Annotated in this window: 23 protein-coding genes; 7 read left to right on the top strand and 16 right to left on the bottom strand. The window is 32.9% G+C overall.

The window, feature by feature from the left end; genetic code table 11:
- Positions 1 to 33 precede the first annotated feature (33 nt).
- From MHI00_RS07290 to MHI00_RS07270, 5 genes are read right to left on the bottom strand one after another with little or no spacing between them, the layout of a single operon-like run.
- Positions 34 to 1,164, bottom strand: coding sequence for a DUF1648 domain-containing protein (locus tag MHI00_RS07290; protein WP_341112338.1), 1,131 nt, complete (start codon positions 1,162 to 1,164; stop codon positions 34 to 36).
- Entirely contained in the window at positions 1,161 to 1,550 is a 390-nt protein-coding gene (locus tag MHI00_RS07285) for a GntR family transcriptional regulator (protein WP_010053010.1), read from the bottom strand. The genes MHI00_RS07290 and MHI00_RS07285 overlap by 4 nt, the downstream gene beginning before the upstream one ends.
- Positions 1,551 to 1,565: 15 nt before the next feature.
- Positions 1,566 to 2,351 carry an ABC transporter permease gene (locus MHI00_RS07280; protein ID WP_056999480.1) on the bottom strand — a complete coding sequence of 262 codons (786 nt, stop codon included), beginning with the start codon at positions 2,349 to 2,351 and terminating at the stop codon, positions 1,566 to 1,568.
- Entirely contained in the window at positions 2,348 to 3,253 is a 906-nt protein-coding gene (locus MHI00_RS07275) for an ABC transporter ATP-binding protein (RefSeq protein ID WP_035063756.1), read from the bottom strand. The genes MHI00_RS07280 and MHI00_RS07275 overlap by 4 nt, the downstream gene beginning before the upstream one ends.
- Positions 3,243 to 3,467: a PLD nuclease N-terminal domain-containing protein gene (locus MHI00_RS07270; protein ID WP_010053004.1), complete on the bottom strand. Its 225-nt coding sequence runs from the start codon at positions 3,465 to 3,467 to the stop codon at positions 3,243 to 3,245. Before MHI00_RS07270 ends, MHI00_RS07275 begins: the two co-directional genes overlap by 11 nt.
- Before the next feature lie 333 nt (positions 3,468 to 3,800).
- Between MHI00_RS07270 and recA the strand changes: the two genes are divergently transcribed.
- Both recA and MHI00_RS07260 read left to right on the top strand, forming a co-directional pair.
- Positions 3,801 to 4,838 carry a recombinase RecA gene (gene recA, locus MHI00_RS07265; protein WP_016356480.1) on the top strand — a complete coding sequence of 346 codons (1,038 nt, stop codon included), beginning with the start codon at positions 3,801 to 3,803 and terminating at the stop codon, positions 4,836 to 4,838.
- Positions 4,839 to 4,997: 159 nt separating this feature from the next.
- Complete coding sequence (locus MHI00_RS07260; RefSeq protein ID WP_057001132.1) at positions 4,998 to 5,531, top strand: Rrf2 family transcriptional regulator; 534 nt, start codon at positions 4,998 to 5,000, stop codon at positions 5,529 to 5,531.
- 126 nt (positions 5,532 to 5,657) lie between these two features.
- Here MHI00_RS07260 and MHI00_RS07255 read toward each other — a convergent pair whose 3' ends face one another.
- On the bottom strand, positions 5,658 to 6,140 hold the full coding sequence (locus MHI00_RS07255) for a hypothetical protein (protein WP_332630642.1): 483 nt from the start codon (positions 6,138 to 6,140) through the stop codon (positions 5,658 to 5,660).
- A gap of 474 nt (positions 6,141 to 6,614) precedes the next feature.
- On the opposite strand from MHI00_RS07255, the gene MHI00_RS07250 reads away from it, so the two are divergent.
- The 3 genes from MHI00_RS07250 to MHI00_RS07240 are packed head-to-tail and all read left to right on the top strand — an operon-like array spanning position 6,615 to position 10,188.
- Entirely contained in the window at positions 6,615 to 7,367 is a 753-nt protein-coding gene (locus MHI00_RS07250; protein ID WP_010052999.1) for a DeoR/GlpR family DNA-binding transcription regulator, read from the top strand.
- Entirely contained in the window at positions 7,364 to 8,278 is a 915-nt protein-coding gene (pfkB, locus tag MHI00_RS07245; protein WP_341112334.1) for a 1-phosphofructokinase, read from the top strand. Before MHI00_RS07250 ends, pfkB begins: the two co-directional genes overlap by 4 nt.
- Before the next feature lie 20 nt (positions 8,279 to 8,298).
- Positions 8,299 to 10,188, top strand: coding sequence for a PTS fructose transporter subunit IIABC (locus MHI00_RS07240; RefSeq protein ID WP_135055323.1), 1,890 nt, complete (start codon positions 8,299 to 8,301; stop codon positions 10,186 to 10,188).
- A 219-nt stretch (positions 10,189 to 10,407) separates the two neighbouring features.
- Here the strand turns inward: MHI00_RS07240 and MHI00_RS07235 are convergent, their stop codons facing one another.
- The 3 genes from MHI00_RS07235 to MHI00_RS07225 are packed head-to-tail and all read right to left on the bottom strand — an operon-like array spanning position 10,408 to position 12,712.
- Entirely contained in the window at positions 10,408 to 11,016 is a 609-nt protein-coding gene (locus MHI00_RS07235) for a TetR/AcrR family transcriptional regulator (protein WP_056999484.1), read from the bottom strand.
- A complete protein-coding gene (locus MHI00_RS07230; protein WP_341112330.1) occupies positions 11,013 to 11,828 on the bottom strand; it encodes an ABC transporter permease subunit in 816 nt (271 codons plus the stop codon). The genes MHI00_RS07235 and MHI00_RS07230 overlap by 4 nt, the downstream gene beginning before the upstream one ends.
- Positions 11,825 to 12,712, bottom strand: coding sequence for an ABC transporter ATP-binding protein (locus MHI00_RS07225; RefSeq protein WP_135055329.1), 888 nt, complete (start codon positions 12,710 to 12,712; stop codon positions 11,825 to 11,827). The genes MHI00_RS07230 and MHI00_RS07225 overlap by 4 nt, the downstream gene beginning before the upstream one ends.
- A gap of 191 nt (positions 12,713 to 12,903) precedes the next feature.
- Here MHI00_RS07225 and MHI00_RS07220 point away from each other — a divergent pair, with 191 nt between their 5' ends.
- Entirely contained in the window at positions 12,904 to 14,028 is a 1,125-nt protein-coding gene (locus MHI00_RS07220) for an aminotransferase (protein ID WP_317912199.1), read from the top strand.
- 50 nt (positions 14,029 to 14,078) lie between these two features.
- Here MHI00_RS07220 and MHI00_RS07215 read toward each other — a convergent pair whose 3' ends face one another.
- From MHI00_RS07215 to MHI00_RS07195, 5 genes are all read right to left on the bottom strand, one after another.
- Positions 14,079 to 14,429: a MerR family transcriptional regulator gene (locus MHI00_RS07215; RefSeq protein WP_010052990.1), complete on the bottom strand. Its 351-nt coding sequence runs from the start codon at positions 14,427 to 14,429 to the stop codon at positions 14,079 to 14,081.
- Between the two features lie 289 nt (positions 14,430 to 14,718).
- On the bottom strand, positions 14,719 to 15,444 hold the full coding sequence (locus tag MHI00_RS07210; protein WP_010052989.1) for an amino acid ABC transporter ATP-binding protein: 726 nt from the start codon (positions 15,442 to 15,444) through the stop codon (positions 14,719 to 14,721).
- Positions 15,437 to 16,912: an ABC transporter substrate-binding protein/permease gene (locus MHI00_RS07205; protein WP_010052986.1), complete on the bottom strand. Its 1,476-nt coding sequence runs from the start codon at positions 16,910 to 16,912 to the stop codon at positions 15,437 to 15,439. Before MHI00_RS07205 ends, MHI00_RS07210 begins: the two co-directional genes overlap by 8 nt.
- A gap of 234 nt (positions 16,913 to 17,146) precedes the next feature.
- On the bottom strand, positions 17,147 to 17,362 hold the full coding sequence (locus MHI00_RS07200) for a heavy-metal-associated domain-containing protein (RefSeq protein ID WP_056999488.1): 216 nt from the start codon (positions 17,360 to 17,362) through the stop codon (positions 17,147 to 17,149).
- Between the two features lie 27 nt (positions 17,363 to 17,389).
- The gene (locus tag MHI00_RS07195; RefSeq protein WP_010052983.1) at positions 17,390 to 17,845 is read right to left on the bottom strand and encodes a CopY/TcrY family copper transport repressor; all 456 of its coding nucleotides are present in this window, start codon (positions 17,843 to 17,845) and stop codon (positions 17,390 to 17,392) included.
- Positions 17,846 to 17,999: 154 nt separating this feature from the next.
- Between MHI00_RS07195 and MHI00_RS07190 the strand changes: the two genes are divergently transcribed.
- The gene (locus MHI00_RS07190) at positions 18,000 to 18,155 is read left to right on the top strand and encodes an SPJ_0845 family protein (protein WP_164468466.1); all 156 of its coding nucleotides are present in this window, start codon (positions 18,000 to 18,002) and stop codon (positions 18,153 to 18,155) included.
- Between the two features lie 52 nt (positions 18,156 to 18,207).
- Here the strand turns inward: MHI00_RS07190 and MHI00_RS07185 are convergent, their stop codons facing one another.
- Complete coding sequence (locus MHI00_RS07185) at positions 18,208 to 18,780, bottom strand: GNAT family N-acetyltransferase (RefSeq protein WP_317913728.1); 573 nt, start codon at positions 18,778 to 18,780, stop codon at positions 18,208 to 18,210.
- A 111-nt stretch (positions 18,781 to 18,891) separates the two neighbouring features.
- Positions 18,892 to 19,212 carry a nucleoside triphosphate pyrophosphohydrolase family protein gene (locus tag MHI00_RS07180; protein WP_010052981.1) on the bottom strand — a complete coding sequence of 107 codons (321 nt, stop codon included), beginning with the start codon at positions 19,210 to 19,212 and terminating at the stop codon, positions 18,892 to 18,894.
- Positions 19,213 to 19,237 lie beyond the last annotated feature (25 nt).

Here is a 19,237-nt window from a genome sequence, read left to right as displayed (position 1 = left end):
TTTAAGTTGTAATTTATTTGAACTTTTTTTACTTTAATTGAATAAAATACCTATTAAAAGAGGAATTGCTAAAATAGCAATTAGAAACGCCCAACTTTGCCAACGTGCCATGTTCATTGTATTTCCAACGCCAAATCGTTTTTCTACCCAAATTGAGGGATCTTTTGAATTAAAGTAAATCACACCTAATTTCCAACTTATGTCGTCATCGTAACCTGCGACGGTTTCAATTTTATCACCTTTGCTGCCTTTTAATTTTAGACGTTCTCCCCCTTGACCATATTTAAGAGACAAGATTAATGTTCCTCCAATTGTTAAAACAACAAAAATAATAATCATGAGCGGAAAATTGACTTTATTCATCCAGTCAAAAATCATAATTAATTGCAATCCACCTAGCAAAAGCTGAAGTAAAATCGACATCACTAATCCATAAATGGACCAAGCATAACGAAAAGCTCGATTCTTTTCAATCGATACTGCTGGATTACGTGGATCTACTTTTTGCTTAGCTTTTTGAAAAGATAGATTTGCGACATACATTGTTCCCATCATAAATAATTGCATCACTGGTAAAGCCAAAGCACTTGTATATCTTTTAGCAACTGTTACACTAGGTTTCATATTAATATCCCAGTTCGTAATAATTCTGTCTGGCATTTGTTCATAGTTTATTAATGTTATTCCGACAACAGCTAAAATAATAATTAAATTAGAGATGATAATAAAATAGCTTGGTACAATCAACCTTCTTTGACGATAGGTGGTATCAACTACGATATCATGGCTCTCATCTGCTACTATTTCTTTTGGTATCGTAGATTTAAATTCTATAATATTTTTACGAATTTTTAAAAATAATAGTCCAACAATTCCCATGAAAGCTACTAGTGCAAAAAGTAAGTAAAAAGAAATAAATTGAGCAATTTGTTCAGAAACGTCAAGTCTCATTGCATACAAAATGGGCAATCCTAAAATAAAACTTAAACTTACATTCATGCTTAAAAAGAAGCGTTGTTGCTTCTTAATAAATGGATCATCTTGATATTCAACTGGTATACTAACCCCAAATTGACTGCTTCGACGACTGAAATAAGGCGTTATTCCATTAATGATTCCCAACATAAAAATGGTTCCAAACATTATCCAAATAAATAAAATCATATCTGTTCACTCTCTTTCAACATTTTTTCTATACTTTCTCGCATTTTTTCAATTTCTTCCTCACTAATACTAAATATATGCGTATCAATTATCAGCTCTTCTAAACGTTCACGATAAAGTGCTAATTCTTTTTCTTGCATCTTTATTTTCATCGTTGGATTCACCATAAAACCTTTTTTTTGTTGAACTAAAACACCTTCTTCGACTAATAACTTATAGGCCTTATTTACAGTATGCATATTAATACCAATATCTCCTGCTAAGCTTCGAACACTGGGTAAACCTTCACCTGGAAGTAATTCTTTTTTTAAGATGCCTCGCTTTATTTGGTAAATCAATTGCGTATAAATTGGTGTCTGACTTTCTGGCTGAATACGAATAAACATTTGATTCCCTCCTATCTATGCATGGATTGTATATTTTCTATGTTTAATCCATATAACACTACTATAAATCAAAATAGCTGCTGTACTAATTAAAAAAATAAGTGATCCAGTAACCGTTGCATTCCATTTTTCTGTTACTAAAAAATTGATTGCTTGTTGACTCAACATTGCAGGGTTGATTATATTTATAGCTAAATCAAAGCTAGCTACTAATTTTAAAAGAAAAAAAACACCTAAAGTAATCAAGGCAACCATTCCTTGGCTTTTAAAAAAAGTACTACAAAATAAAATCAGTGAAATTATCCACCCTACCCAAAGTAAGAAGCAGATTAATGCCCAAAAACTGGTTATCAAAGGCACTGCTGAATAATAAATCATCGTATAATAAATAGAGGCATAGTAGCCTAAAATAATCCCTATTGCTACTATTGAAAAATTGGCCAACCATTTACTTATTATATAATTCCATTCTGAAACTGGTTTCGTTAAGATGAAATCCAACATTCCATTATTTTTTTCAGATAAAATTGTGCCCATTGTCGCAACGACCACTACCATCATACCCAGTTGATCAAACTGTGAACTTAAGGTTGCTGATAAAACTTCACTTCCAGATTGCTGAATAGGAATAATCGAAATACCCTCAGTACCACCTAATTTTTTTAGTATCTCTGGTAAAAAATATAAAGTAATAGGTTGACTAATACCTAAAAATAAAAAGACAATTGGCAACCAAAATAATTTAAATTCTTTGTAAGATTGCTGATATTCCTTTTTTAACAAAACAAGTAAACCTTTCATTCTGCTAAAACCTCCTTAAAAAAGATATCTTCAATACTTTCTTGTCTCACTTCAAATGAGATTACATCAAGATTAACTTCTACTACACTAGATAAAATCTTGATCTTATTTTGTGCGCTATCTGTAACAGAAATAATTGCTTCTTGTTTTTTTTCACTCACTTCTATGACAAACGACAATTGCCGAACATGTTCTAACCACCTTGACCCATCGCCTTTATACTTGACGACAAATTGGTTTTTAGAATTAGCATCATATAATTCATCTAATGTAGTGTCTAATACTTTATGTCCTTTTTTTATTAAGCAAAAACGATCACATATTTCGCTTGCATCATTTAAAATATGGGTTGAAAAAATAATTGCTGTTTCTTTCTTGATCTCATTTAAAATAGCAATTACTTCTCTTCTACCGATAGGATCTAATGCTGAAACAGGTTCATCCATAACTAGAAAGCTTGGTTTATGCAAAATCGCTTGTGCAATACCTAAACGTTGTTTCATACCGCCAGAAAATTGACTGATTTTTATTTTCCCGCTATCGTGTAATCCAACTTTTTTTAGGACTAAGGGAATCTCCCTATCAAGCTCAATTGCACTCATATTTGATAAAGATCCCATAAAAAATAAAGTCTCTTCTGCAGTCATCCATTGAAAAAATTGAGGTGTTTGAGGCAAATATCCAATTTTTTTCTTTTGAGTCGTACTTTTTTGATCATTTAAATAAATAGTTCCTTCAGAGGCTTCTAAAATCCCAACAATAATTTTTAGTAAAGTTGTTTTGCCAGCCCCGTTTGGTCCAATCAATGCCACACACTCATTAGCCTGTATCTTTAAGGAAAAATCCACGACTGCTTTTTTTTGTTTAAACTTTTTTGATATATTCTCAATGCTAATTTCCATAGTATTTATCCTTTCTGCCGAAAATAAAATAAAGTATCGAACCTATTGTATTGACAAATAAAATAATAATAAACCATATCCAAAAATTCTTACGTTCTTTGCGGTAACGAATCAGATCAATTAATGCAACAACACTGAGTAAGGTAGCTAATACAATAATTGGAATAAAGGGTCTTAAATCAATTTGACTTATTTGACTAAAATCTGTATTCATTTTACTCTCATCTCCTAAACCTATTTTCGTTATACACAAACTATAACACCAACCATGTTCTATTACAACTAGAACGAACAAAAAAATAAAATTAAATCCTTTTCCTATCTTTTACATATAATCTTAATAAGAGAGCATCTAAAGGAGGATTTAGTGTTTTAAAACATGCAGTTCTTATAAAAATACGTTATAATTTAAAATAGTCTCTTATTTTAACGAATAGTTCTTTACTTATCGAACAATTGTTCGTATAATAGAAAAAGAGAGAAAGTTTAGAGGAGGAAAAAAAAGATGGCAAAAGAAAAAATGGCTCCAAGAGATATATCACAAAAAATGGGCGACGGCAAACAAGCTGCATTAAGCAAAGCTCTTAGTAAAATTGAAAAAGATTTTGGTAAAGGCGCCATTATGAAATTAGGCGAAAAAACATCAATGAAAATTGAAACAATTTCAAGCGGCTCAATCGCTTTAGATGTGGCATTAGGAGTAGGTGGTTATCCTAAAGGACGGATCCTTGAAGTCTATGGTCCTGAAAGTTCTGGTAAAACAACTATGGCTTTACATGCTATTGCAGAAGCCCAAAAAGCTGGTGGAACTGCAGCCTTTATTGATGCCGAACATGCTTTAGACCCAAAATATGCAGCCGCATTAGGCGTTAATATTGATGATTTACTTCTATCACAGCCTGACACTGGTGAGCAAGCACTTGAAATTGCTGATGCATTAGTATCCAGTGGTGCCGTAGATATTTTGGTTGTCGATTCAGTTGCTGCTCTTGTTCCTCGTGCCGAAATCGAAGGTGAAATGGGACAAAGTCATGTTGGTCTTCAAGCTAGACTTATGTCACAAGCTCTTCGTAAATTATCAGGATCAATTAATAATACAAAAACTATTTGTATCTTTATTAACCAAATTCGTGAGAAAGTTGGCGTCATGTTTGGGAATCCTGAAGTAACTCCTGGTGGACGTGCGCTTAAATTCTATGCAACCATTCGGTTAGAAGTTCGTCGTGCTGAACAAATTAAAACTGGTACTGACATTTTAGGAAATAGAACAAAACTAAAAGTTGTAAAAAATAAAGTAGCTCCACCTTTTAAAATTGCTGAGGTAGATATTATGTACGGTGAAGGTATCTCACGTGCTGGTGAATTAGTGGATATGGCTTCTGATAGTGATATTATCGACAAGGCTGGCGCATGGTATTCATATAATGGAGAACGCATTGGTCAAGGCCGTGAAAATGCTAAAAAATATCTATTAGATAACCCTGAGCTATATGCTGAAATTGAGAAAAAAGTTCGCGATAATTACTTTGCTAAAGAAGTTGCTGTTGAACCAGAAAAAACAGAAGCACCTATTGAAAAAGAATAATTTCTACTCCTAACCTTTCCTTGGTTAGGAGTTTTTTTACTAAATATAAAGATAAAATAAAAAAAGTGACTGTTTCTATTTCAAAATAGTAGCCTGTTAAAAAGAATATGCTATACTAGTCTTAATGAGAAACACTCAAAAGTTGAAAGAAGGTATCGAATGAAATTAAATAAAAGCTTAGAACAGGCGATTTGTATTATTACTCTGCTTGCGACACAAGATAAAGCCATCCCTGTTACTTCTAGTGTAATTAACCATCGTTTAAATGGATCTCCAACGTATATAAAAAAATTAATGCGTAAGCTGGTAGTTAATAATTTAGTTACCTCAGTTTCTGGAAACAATGGAGGTTTTACTTTAGTTCACTCCCCCGATGATATTTCAATTTTACAAATTGTTGAAGCGGTTGAAGGAAAAGTAAGTACCTATCCAAACTCAGGATTAATCGACGTCGTTTTTCAAGATATGCAAGTAGCTGCCAATCAAGGAGAAGTCGTATTGGCTGAGACCTTTGAACAAGCAGATTCATTATGGAGTCAATACTTAGCTAAACAATCTGTTGCTGATTTGCTTTATAAAACATTAGGACGTAATGCCATTCCAGTTCTAAATTGGAATGAGTTAGATGAGCATAAAAGCCTTCTAAAAAAAGTTTTCAATAGTGTATCTAGCGCTGAAGTAGATGAAAAGTAAATAAATAAGAGATTGGCAGAAAAACTAAAATTAGTTTTCTTGCCAATCTCTTATTTTTAAATCTATCTACAAAACGGTTACTCAATTTTCTCAGTATAACTATTTGTTTTAAACAGAATTTAATTATTAATTTAAAAGTTCATAGTTTCCATCTAGATAAACTTTATATCTGCCTATTGTTCCACTTCCACCATTATTTTTCAATTCCAATGAAACTAAGCGAATCGTATAAAAATCGCCTTTATCATCTTTTTCAAGTTCAGTAACACTATTTTCTTCACCGCTACCTTGAATGTCTGGTCCCATATTTAATTGTTTTAATAAATATTCAGTTGCAGACTTCGCATCAGTTATCTTAGTTTCAACTTCTTCCACAACTACCTCTGATGATGATTCTTCCTCTACAATACTACTACTTACTTCTGAAGAAACTTCCGAACTAGATTCACTATTTGTTTCATTTTTTGAATTTTTGTCTTTTTTCTCTTCACTAGAAATAGCACTCATTTCACTTGTACTTTCTTTTTTTACATCTTCATTTTTTGTTCCACATCCACCCAATACCATTAATGAAATACATACAAATCCTACTATTAGAATTTTTTTCATCTTTTCTCCTCCTTAGATACTACCAAGAAATCTATTCGCAACATAATTGTATCCCTAAAGAAATCAAACAGCAACAATAACGATCATTCCATTATTTATTTTTTCTTCAACTACGAATAAATAATTGAAATATCTATTTTTAAAAATAATGTTGTATTAAAAGAACTACTATTTGACGGTTTTTGACTACTTAATTTAGTATCCTGACAAATCAGCCAAAACCAATCACTACCAATACTTACACTAATTTCTAGTTAATCTAAAATTGGTAGCGCTACAAATTAATTTCACTTTTTTTAAAACTTTGACACCTTTTGATTGTTTTTGACCGTTTTTGATGGTACACTTCTTTTATCATAAAGAATTAAGGAAATTTAATTTGTATGAGGCAATTTCATTGAATAATGTAGTCTTGATATTTTTAGGTTAGAAATTTCTTTTTTAGCTCTCATTATTTAGGATAGGAGGAATACTATGTTAACCGAGGAAAGGCATGCGTTTATTATCAAGAAATTAACTGAATCGGATATTGTTAAGTCCCAAGATTTAATGATGGAATTAAATTGTTCTGAATCAACAATCAGAAGAGACTTAGCCTTACTTGAAGAAAGTGGCGAACTAATCCGAGTCCACGGTGGTGCCAAAAGAAATTATCACCTCGACGAAGAATTAGATATCGTTGAAAAATCGGCTAAGAATATTGTTCAAAAAAAAGCTATTGCTCAATTAGCAGCTTCTCTAGTTCATAATAATGATACTATCTACATTGATGCTGGCTCAACAACAATCGAGATGATTCCCTTTCTAACTCAAAAAAATATTACCGTGGTCACCAATGGCGTGCAACATGCCTCACTTTTAGCTGATTATAAAATCAATACAATTTTAATTGGTGGTCAGTTGAAAAATACAACTAAAGCAATCATAGGTTCAACAAGCATTGCCGAGTTAGCTCGTTACCAGTTCGATAAAACATTCCTTGGCATGAATGGTGTACATCCTAAATACGGTTATACAACACCTGATCCTGAAGAAGCTTCATTAAAATCCATGGCGCTTAAACAAGGATTTGAAACTTTTATCTTACTTGATAAAAGTAAATTTGATAAGGTTAATTTTACTCAAGTGGCTTTAATTGAATCAGCAACTATCTTGACTGAAACGCTTAACCAGATTGATTATCAATCCTACTTTACAAAAACAAAAATTATAGAGGTGAAAATATGATTTATACGGTTACATTAAATCCATCTATTGATTACATTGTTCATTTAGAAAAAATTGAACTAGGTGAACTAAATAGAATGGATAGCGATCTTAAATTACCTGGTGGAAAAGGAATTAACGTTTCCCGCGTCTTGCATCAGTTAGATCATGACACAACCACTCTTGGTTTTATTGGAGGATTTACGGGTCATTTTATTAGCGATTGGTTAGTAAAAGAAGGTGTGAAGACTAATTTCATATCCATTCAAGATGATACTAGAATTAACATAAAATTAAAAGCGATTTCTGAAACTGAGGTCAATGGTTTAGGACCGACTATTACATCTAAAGAAGCTTCGGCATTATTAACTCAATTAGATCAACTAACATCAGATGATGTCGTTATTTTATCAGGGAGCAAACCTCCTTCTTTACCGGATGACTATTATCATAAAATGATTGAGTTGATTACTAAATCGGGTGCTGAATTTGTTATTGATACAACAGGTACTGATTTAATGAATGCTCTACCCTACCATCCACTTTTAGTTAAACCAAATCATCACGAGCTTGCAGAGTTGTTTAATGTGACTTTTTCAAGTGTTGAAGAGATGTTACCTTTTGGCAAAAAATTAATCGAATTAGGTGCACAATATGCTCTAATTTCAATGGCTGGCGACGGCGCACTCTTCTTCACGCCTGATGTAATTTATACGTCAACTGTTCCTAAAGGCACAGTCAAAAATTCAGTTGGTGCCGGTGATTCAATGATTGCAGGATTTATTGGGACATACGTTGCAACAAATGATCCCATTAAAGCTTTTCAAATGGGTGTAGCAACAGGAAGCGCGACAGCATTTTCAGATGACTTAGCTACGAAGGAAAACATTTTAGCCTTAGTGAACGATGTAAAAATTACTCAACAATACTAAAATAAATTGGAGGAATTATTATGAATATAAAAGACCTATTAGTCAAAGATGTAATGATTATGGATTTAAAAGCAACGACCAAAGAAGCTGCGATTGATGAAATGATTGCAAAACTAGCAGCTAGTGGAAGAATTAGCGATGCAGAAATTTATAAAGAAGGCATTATGAAACGGGAAGCTCAAACATCAACTGGTTTAGGTGATGGAATTGCTATGCCACATGCAAAAAACAAAGCGGTTAATCAAGCAACTGTGTTATTTGCTAAAAGTGCCCAAGGGGTAGATTATGACTCACTAGACGGACAACCTGCCTTTCTATTCTTTATGATTGCTGCTCCAGAAGGCGCAAATGATACTCACTTACAAGCACTAGCAGGACTTTCAAAATTACTCATTAATCCTGATTTTGTAGCCTCATTAAAAGAAGCAACTTCACCTGATGAAGTTGAAGAACTGGTTGCTCAAGCTGAAATTGCTTATGCTGAAGCTGAAAAAGCTGAGCTAGAAGCTAGTAAAAACTCAGTACCCAGTGAAGATAAACCCTTTGTCGTGGCCGTAACAGCTTGTCCCACCGGTATTGCTCACACTTACATGGCGGAAGATGCATTAAAGAAAAAAGCAGCTGAAATGGGTGTTGATATTCGTGTTGAAACTAATGGATCTGAAGGAATTAAAAATAAATTAACAGATGATGAAATTGCTCGCGCAGCTGGTGTCATTGTTGCTGCAGATAAAAATGTAGAAATGAATCGTTTTGCAGGAAAAGCTGTTCTAGAACGACCAGTTAGCGATGGTATTCGTAAATCAGAAGAGTTGATTCGTAAAGCAGTTGCCAGTGATGCACCTATTTATCATGCTAGTGGTGAAAAAAGTTCTGAGACGAATGAAAAATCTGGTGGCTCTATTTGGAGTAAGATTTATAAAGATTTAATGAATGGTGTTTCGCACATGTTACCTTTTGTGGTTGGTGGCGGAATTTTAATGGCTATTTCTTTCCTAGTTGAAAATACGATGGGAGATAAAAGTCAAGCCTTTCAATTCTTAAACTCAATTGGTGGAAATGCTTTTAGCTTTTTAATTCCGATTTTAGCTGGATTTATTGCAATGAGTATCGGTGATCGACCAGGTTTAATGCCTGGTATGGTTGGTGGATTTATGGCAGTTGAAAGTGGTGCTGGATTCCTTGGTGGTTTAGCTGCTGGTTTTATTGCCGGATATATTATCTTAGGCTTAAGAAAGCTCTTTAGTGGGCTTCCAAAATCACTTGATGGTATCAAACCAATTTTATTGTACCCTGTCTTTGGGCTTTTAATTATTGGTGCAGTAATGTTCTTTATCATTGACCCTATCTTTGGTTCAATTAATACAGCAATGCTAAATTTCTTAGAAAATCTTGGAACTGGAAATGCCGTTTTACTTGGTGCTTTACTAGGTGGAATGATGGCATTTGATATGGGTGGTCCTTTTAATAAAGCTGCCTATACCTTTTCAATTGGCGTCTTTACTGATACTGGTGATGGAAAATTAATGGCAGCTGTTATGGCAGGCGGAATGGTTCCTCCTTTAGCAATTGCATTAGCTTCAACTATTTTTAAAAATAAATTTACTGCAGATGAAAGAAAATCTGGTTTAACAAACTATATTTTAGGTTTATCATTTATCACAGAAGGTGCAATTCCTTTTGCAGCAACGGATCCGATTCGAGTTATTGGTTCTTCTGTTATTGGAGCGATTATCGCCGGAGGTTTAACGCAATTCTGGGGAATTAGTATACCAGCCCCTCATGGTGGAATTTTTGTTATTACTCTAGCAAATCATGCATTGCTATTCCTAGCTTCACTCGCTATCGGAACAGTTATATCTGCCTTGATTTTAGGTATTTGGCGTAAACCAGTTGATTTAATCGACTAAATCCTATGTTATAAACTTTAGTATAATTTGCATATCAGCTCTTGCTACTTGTTCTTGGATCTATCCATAAACGATTAGCGAGAGCTTTTTATAGCGAATCAAATTTACATAACACTTTTTAGTACTCTTTGCTATATGCAAAAACGACAACCATACACCGGGTATACTCCGGTATAAAGTCATCGCTCTTTAAAAATTAGTCCTATCTCTTTGAACTAGTTAATTTACTTCACACATGCCATATTGAATAAAATACAGCATTTCTTTTGTTCTGGTAAATAAAAACTCAAAATCTGTGGCAGTTGCTTCTGGGTTAGCTTTCAAATAGCGTTGTGCTTCAATCTGGATATTTTCAAAAACACTTTGAATTAAACTAACAGCAACCTCCTTAGATACCTCAGGTTTCAAAGTCATTTGATTCAATACATGCTCGATCACTTCATAAGATTTCTTTTGCTGTTCTTGATAAAACTCCTGAAGTTGACTTTGCAGTTTTTTAGGAGCATTTCCGTAGGATTGTAAAACCAGACGAAAAGCCAATGGATATTCCTGACTTAAAAAAATCTTTTTGGTTGTTGACCAAACAACTAACTGAACTAAATCTTTTTTAGGCGCTTGATCTAAATCCACGGCATTAATCAAGATAGTCAAAGCCGCTTGGACTGTTTGTAAATATAATTTTTCTTTTGATCCAAAATAATGAAAAATTAACCCTTTTGATACTTTGGCAATTTCCGCAATTCGATCCGTCTTGGCTTCATAGTAACTATGAGTAGCAAATTCACTCATAGCGGCATCTAAAATACGTTGTTCACGCTCTTCTTTCATATTTTCAAATCCTTCTTTTGATACATAAAAATACTCAATAAACTAAAAACAGTTATCACTACTATTAAAATAATTAAATAAGTCCAACCCATCCACTCTTTTAGTAAATTAGCAGGAACGCCATAATGTAATAGTGAAATATATTTAAGAAAACTAACTTTATCATTTAACTCAGATAAAATCCCAATCACATATGTTCCAAAAACAAATCCTAAAGCTAAACCTGTCGCTTGTTTACTTGATTTAATAATTGTTGAAAAAAAGAAACCAATACCTAATAAAGCTATCAAAATTAAACCATCATTTAAAAATAATTGAATCAACTTAAAAAATATATCACCTAATTTATCTGTTTCGTTTCTAAAAATCAAAATAATTATTGCTGCAAAAATAAAAGTTATCACCCAAAAAGTAGCAAGTATTGCTAAATTAGCAACCATTTTAAAACCTACTAATTCTTTTCTAGTCATTGGCTGAGCATATAAAAATTCAATCGTTCCATCTGATTCTTCTTTAATTAAAGCTTGCGCGCCTATAAGAACGGCATAGATAGCAGAAGCAATAAAGACATATTGAAAAACATAAGCAAAATAACCCATCACTTCCAATAAACTAGATCCATCATTTAAATTAAATATTTTCAAAACATCTTGCGGCATTGCACTAAGTTTCGTGTTAACGATATCTGTCATTCCTGCACTCTGCATTGTTGGAAAAACAGCCATAAATAAACTTAAAATAAGCACAATGACACCACACCAAGCAAGAACACTTTTATATTGTGTTTTCCATTCAATTTTAAAAATTGTCATGCTTTTTTACCTCCCTCATACATCGCCATAAACTTATCTTCTAAATCTTGATTTTTAATAATAATATCAGTAATTGACGAATTTACGAATAACGGTAAAATCAGCTGTAAATCTCCATTATAAATAAACTTGAGACTAGACGTTGTTGATTCTATAATTGTAGCGCCTTTTTTAATAAACTCTGTTCCATTCAGGTTCTTTCCTCTTAATTGGACTACCTTACCATCTGCTTTATCTTTATCAATGTCTTCAATTCGAATAAGCTCACCATCTTTAATAAAAGCAGCCTTACTGCAATAATTTTGAACTTCCATTAAATCATGGCTAGATAAAAATACAGTCATCCCCGCTTTATTCCTCTCAGTTAAAATTTCAAATAAACGATGCTGCATTAATGGATCTAAGCCACTTGAAGGTTCATCTAAAATCATTAATTTAGGTTCAGCAATTAAACCAGCAACAATTGCCACTTTTTTCTTATTTCCTAGCGACATATCCCCTAATTTCTTATTCGATTCAATTTCAAAGCGGTCATAATAATGCTTTATTTTAGCTTCGGCATCTTTAATTTGATGAAATTCTGCAGCATAGCCAATAATTTCAGAAGCCGTCATCGCTGGATAAAAGCGTACATCACTAGACACATAACTGACTTCTCTTTTTATAGCCTTGGAATCTTTCACACTATCTAACCCTAAAATTTTCGCACTCCCACTAGTTGGATAAATGAAATTTAAAAGAGCTTTAATTGTCGTTGACTTCCCTGCTCCATTAGGTCCAATAAAACCAAATATTTCTCCCTCATTTACCTCTAAATGAACATTTTTAACAGCAGCCTTGTCTTTGTACATTTTAGTCAATCCATTAATCTCGATTGCTTTCATTTTACTCACTCCCCCAATCTATTACACACTAATTGACTTACTAGTCAAACAAGAGCATACGCCCTTTTGACTGAGAAGTCAATCGAAAGCACTTTAAATTTTTGTAACTTATTGTTTATTTATTGCCCATTTTACAGTAAAGTAAAATAGAGAGAAATACGCGCTTAAAGTTAATTAAAAGGAGAATAAAAATGAAAATTGCACATTTTGGTGTTGAAGAGTGGTTAAATGAAAGAGAAAAATCAGCAATATATGATTTAGCAGGCAGTTCAATTGCTTCGTTTACTTTAGAAGAAATTATTTCAATTGATGGTACTCAGCCACAAGATTTTTTTTCAGAATTATTACCTAAAAAAATGAATTATGGATGGATTGAGGGATCACCCGAATTTAAAAATGAAGTGAGTAAGCTGTATAAAAATATGCCTGTTGATAATATTTTACAAACAAATGGCGCAACAGGTGCCAATCTTTTAGCTTTATATGCTTTAGTTGAACCTAATGATCATGTAATTGCGATGCACCCAAGTTACCAACAGTTATATGATATCCCAAAATCACTTGGAGCAGACGTTTCTTTTTGGGAAATAAAGGCAGAAAATGCTTGGCAACCCCAATTAGCTGATTTAAAAAAACTAATTCGAACAGATACAAAATTAATTTGTTTAAATAATGCTAATAACCCCACAGGAACCTTGTTAAGTGAAGAATTCTTACAAAAAATTATTGAAATTGCTAAATCAGTTGATGCTTATATTTTAGTTGATGAGGTATATAAACCATTGGATGATGCTCATTCAATTCCATCAATTGTTGATTTATACGAAAAAGGTATTGCAACAAATAGTCTCTCAAAAACTTATTCCGTACCTGGGATTCGAATTGGCTGGACAGCAAGTAATCATGAAACAGCGAACTTATTCAGAAAATATCGTGATTATACGATGATTTGTGCGGGTGTCATTGATGATGCTTTAGCTGTTCATACACTAAAAAATAAAAAGCTGGTCTTAAATAGAAATAAAAAAATTGTTTCTAAAAATCTAGCTATTTTAGAAAAATGGGTTGCTAATGAACCTTTAGTTTCTGTTATTCTTCCAAAATCAGTCTCTACATCTTTTATTAAACTTGATATTCCGCTTAACTCAGAAGAATTTTGTATTCAACTATTAGAGGAAACAGGAGTTTTACTAGTTCCTGGTTCAAGATTTGATTTAGAACAACATGCTCGTTTAGGATACTGTACGCACACAGAGACTTTACTTACTGGCTTAGAAAAACTATCTCATTTCTTAACTCGCTATACAGAAAAATAAAAAAGAGAAAATTTGGACAATCTTTGATGGACAATCCAAATTTTCTCTTTTTATTTTTTTAATTTTTTTTTGATATATTCCTTAGCTTCAACCAAATTTTCAATATAAGTATTTATTTTCTCATACTCATCTTCAAGTGCTTTTTTTTCAACCGTACACTCTTTATTCTCGCTATTAATTAATTTTGCATACTCTCTTAAATCAATTAATGGCAATCCACTTCTTTTTAATTTTTTTACAGATTCTAGAAAACGAATATAACTGATATCCTCTTCTGAATAGGAACGATAGCCATTTGGATTACGTGAAATATTACTTAACATTCCCTCATGTTCATAATAACGAATAATTTGCGGCTTAACCCCAATTTTTTGAGCAACTTGATTAATTTTATAGCTCATATCTTTATCCTCCTCTACATCTGTCTTATTTTCACGTTTTTAAAAGATACTCTCAGAAAACAACTTTAGTTATCAAGATTCCATACATTTAGCTCAATAAAAAACCACTTGGTTTTCTTCTTATACTAAGTACACATTCTTCTTAATTTAATTTTATTACTCTTATTATTTTAACATTTAAAGTAACTTAAATCTAGTCTAAATGAGAATTAATTTTAAAGGTTACAATGTAAAAATCATTCTATTTTATACTAAAAAAGTAGCACAGCCGTTTGCTGTGCTACTTTTTTTATAATACTTTTGCTAGAAAATCTTGTGTTCTTTCATTCTTTGGATGTTCAAAAACTTCAGTTGGTGTTCCTTGTTCTACAATATAACCAGCATCCATAAATAGTACGCGATCGGATACTTCTTTTGCAAATCCCATTTCGTGAGTGACAACCACCATCGTCATTCCTGATTCTGCCAAGTCTTTCATTACCTTAAGAACTTCTCCTACCATTTCTGGATCTAAGGCTGAAGTTGGTTCATCAAATAGCATCACATCTGGATCCATCGCTAACGCTCTCGCAATCGCAACCCGTTGTTGTTGACCACCTGATAGGCTAGCTGGATAGGCGTCAGCTTTATCAGCTAAACCAACTTTTGCTAATAAATCTTTAGCTTTTTCCTCTGCCTCTGTTGCAGTTAAACCTTTAACTTTCATTGGAGCTATTTTTAAGTTTTCAACAACAGTCATATGTGGAAACAAATTAAAACTTTGAAAAACCATTCCCATTTTCTCGCGAAGTTGGTTCAATTTGTCTTGTCCAACCTTTGTAATCGTCGTATCTTCAAAAATAATATCTCCACTTGTTGGTTCTTCAAGCAAGTTTAAACAACGTAATAGTGTACTTTTACCTGAACCAGAAGGCCCAATAATTACTACTACTTCGCCTTTATTAACTTCTTCATTGATATCTTTTAAAACCTCAACGTCACCAAATGACTTCTTTAAATGTGCAATTTTAATCATGATTCATCTTCCCTTCATAATAATTTAGTAGTTTTGTTAAGCTAAATGTTAAAATAAAGTAGATAATTAAAGTAACTGCTAATGGAGCAACAGGGCGATAAGTAATCGCTGTAACAACTTTTGTTTGATAAATTAAATCTCCCACTCCAATAATAGAAACGATTGAACTTTCTTTAATAACTGTAATAAATTCATTCCCTAAAGCTGGCCAAATATTTTTAAGGGCTTGTGGGAAGATAATATAGCGCATAGTGTCAACCTTACCCATGCCTAAACTTCTAGCCGCTTCCATTTGCCCTTTTGAAACAGAATTTAAGCCTGAACGAATGATTTCACAAATATAGGCACCACTGTTTAAAGATACCGCAATAATTCCTGCAAGTAAAGCTGGAATATTAATGACGACCCCTAAAGCAAAATAGATAAACATCACTTGAATCATCATTGGAGTTCCACGAACAAATTCTACATATACTCCGGCTATTCCTCTTGAAATTTTACTTTTAGAAAGACGCATTAATGCTAATACTGCCCCTAAAATAATCCCTATAATAACACTAATAAAAGCAATAAAGATTGTATAACCCGTTCCTTTGGCAAAATATTCCCAGAATGAAAAGATTGGTTTAACATCGCCTTCTTCATTACCACCTTGTCCCTCAATAAGTTGTTCTCCCGCTTTTTTGATAAATTGTGGAATTAAGTTTTGCTCCTTAATCTCAGCAATACTTTGATTAACTGCAGTTACTAATGATTCAGAGCCTTTTCTAAAAGCAATAGCGGAACCTTGCTCATTTGCATCTAAGTCAAATTTCCCATCAATAAAAGCCAAATTTTTATCATTTGAAACATAGGCTAAAGCACTAGGTTCTTCTAACACAATCCCATCAATTTTCTTAGTTGTTAACGCTAATATCAAATCAGGAATCTTAGTTAAACCCATCATTTTTACGTCTTCAATTTGTTCTTTCGCAACAGTTTCTTGCATTGTGCCTTTTTGAACACCTAATATTTTACCAGAAAAATCACTTTTTTGAGTAAAAATATCTTTATCTTCATTTCTGATAATAATAAATTGTCCACCTTGATAGTAGATATCTGAAAAATCTACACTCTTACGTCTTTCATCCGTTGGATTCATTCCTGCAATGACCATATCCACCTTACCAGCTTCTAAAGCAGGTAATAAACTATCATAATCCATATCACGAATAACTAAACTGACACCGATATCTTTTGCAATTTTTTCAGCAATTAAAATATCCATACCTACGATTTGATCTTTTCCATCTAGTTTTGCATGGAATTCATAGGGCGGATAATCCGCACTTGTTCCAATAACCAACTTTCCACTACTTTTCACATCAGCTAAAGAAGTTTCCGCCGCTTCAACCGTTTTTGTTCCTCCCCAAATACTTAAACTCACACAGAGAAACAGAATTAAATTAATCCATTTTTTTTGCTTCATCTTAATTACTCCTCTTCTTTAAAAAAATATAAGTGCATCTTACTATTATTAGTCTCGTCTAATTTCTATCTTGTATAAATAATAGCAGAAAAAGAATATTTATGCTATATAAAAGCCAAAAAAACCCATTTTTTTTACTTTTTATGCACATATAGCGTTTGCATACAAAAATAAATGTATAAAAAAAGCGAATAAAAAAATTGGACCAAGGATTGTACCTTTGATCCAACTTTTTTATTCAACTATCGATGCTTCATAACCAGCAGCAATCACTGCATCATTAATTTTAGCTGGGGTAGCAAGTTGCTGATTGTATTTCACTTTAGCGATTCCTTTTTTTAAATGAACCTTCACTTTTTCAACGCCATTAATTGTTAAAACCGATTCTTCTACTCTTTTCACACAATGTTCGCAACTCATTCCAGTTACTTTTAATTTAATCGTTTCCATTATACACACACTCCGATTTTTATCATTTTAGATAGTGACATTTTGGTGCTCCTGGCACTCACACTGACCCGGCACACAATTGCAAACAATCTCTTCTACTGCTGTTGCTTTTTTTGATTGAATTAGTTTTTCCAACATTTGTATATCTGACTTAGACAATTGTGCTTCTTCAATTAAATTCCCAATCGTTGATCCTACTTTTTTACTACATACGTGAGCAAATAGGCTTTCTGTTGCTGATTTTACACTTTCCGTTTCAGAAACATTAGCTCGATATATAAAACGATTTCCATCTGCCTCTGTTGTTAACAATTCTTTTTTCACTAAACGCCCAATTAAGGTTTTTATCGTCGCCGGTTTCCAATCCATTTTTGTTGCCAACACCGAAACAATTTCTTGGCTAGAAGCTTGTTTTTTTGACCAAACTACGCGCATAATTTCCCATTCAGCATCACTAATCTTGACTTTTTCAGCAGTTGTCATTTAATCCCTCTTTTCGTTTACATAAGTAATCTACTTAGAGTTTACAACTGTAATCTGTTTTTGTCAAGTATTCTTCATGCTACATCAAAATATCCTGCTAGCTTTTTCACTTAAAATCAGCTAAGATAAAAGAAAGATGAAAGGGGATATACCGATGGGATTAACACATAAAACTGAAACAAACTTAGATGATTTATTTAGTCGCTTTGCAGTCGAGCCTGAACCTGAAAAACGTAAGGAAGACGACGACGACGAAAAAGATGATGATAAAAAAACTAAGGCTAAAAAAACAGAAGATAAAAAAAAATAACACAAACGAACTGAAAGTAGCTAGACTTCTGTTACTTTCAGTTCGTTTGTGTTTATATTCTAGCAAAATAGTCATTTCGCACCATTCCATAATGATCCATATCATAAAATTGCTGATCTTTGTAAAAAGATTCTCGCGTTTTACCTTCAAAAAAGAGACCATTTTTCTTCATTACCGCTGCAGAAGCTTGATTTACAGAACAACATTTAGCTGTTAGTCGATGCACGTTAATCTCTTCAAAAGCAATTTGGATTAACTTGCTAAAAGCTTCAGTAACATAGCCTTTTCCCCAGTGTTCTTCGGCAATCACATAGCCAACCTCAACATTTTCATGCATATCTGACCAACTGACAAAATCAATTGCTCCAATCATTTCGCCTGTTTCTACAATTTCAATTGCCCAAGGCGCTAGAACTTGTTTTTCATAACAAGTTAATATAAATTGGATATATTTCTGAGCTTCTTCAATCGTTTGATATACAGGCCAACTACAATATTTTGCAACATTAGGATTACTTGTATATGTATACATTGAGTCAGCATCATCGACCTTAAATTGCCTCAACTTCAAACGACTTGTTTGATAAATTTTTTGCTTTTTAAAAAATTCTTTTTCACTTAACATGGTAATTCACTCCCAATGTATATTTCTATTATCTTAGCATGATTCATTTTTCTAAACAAGAAAAAGCTTAGCAAAGTGATTACACAACTTTGCTAAGCAAATAAGAACATATTAATCGTCTACTCGATTTTGGCTCGCTTCTTTTGAAAAACCATTTGGATAACGCTTTTCTAGTTTTTCAATATTTTGGGTTGCAACATTTTCAAATGGGATATCAGCCCATTCAGCAATTTGTGATAAATACCAAAGAACATCTCCCAATTCTTTCGTTAACGCCTTTTTATCTAAATCATGCCCATGAAACGTATATTTTTTAATTAAGTCAACAACTTCACCAGTTTCACTAGCAACTCCCAATGCACAATTTGTCAACACCTGTTCATTGCCATACAAGGTTCTATTTGCTAATTTTTGATAATCATTAAACTCCATATTAATCTAACTCCTTTTCCAATCA

Origin of the sequence: Carnobacterium sp. FSL E2-0243, from assembly GCF_038003605.1 — a bacterium.
GTDB classification, from domain to species: domain Bacteria; phylum Bacillota; class Bacilli; order Lactobacillales; family Carnobacteriaceae; genus Carnobacterium; species Carnobacterium maltaromaticum.
Note: the sequence above shows the minus strand (reverse complement) of the source record. Positions and strands in the feature narration are given on the sequence as shown.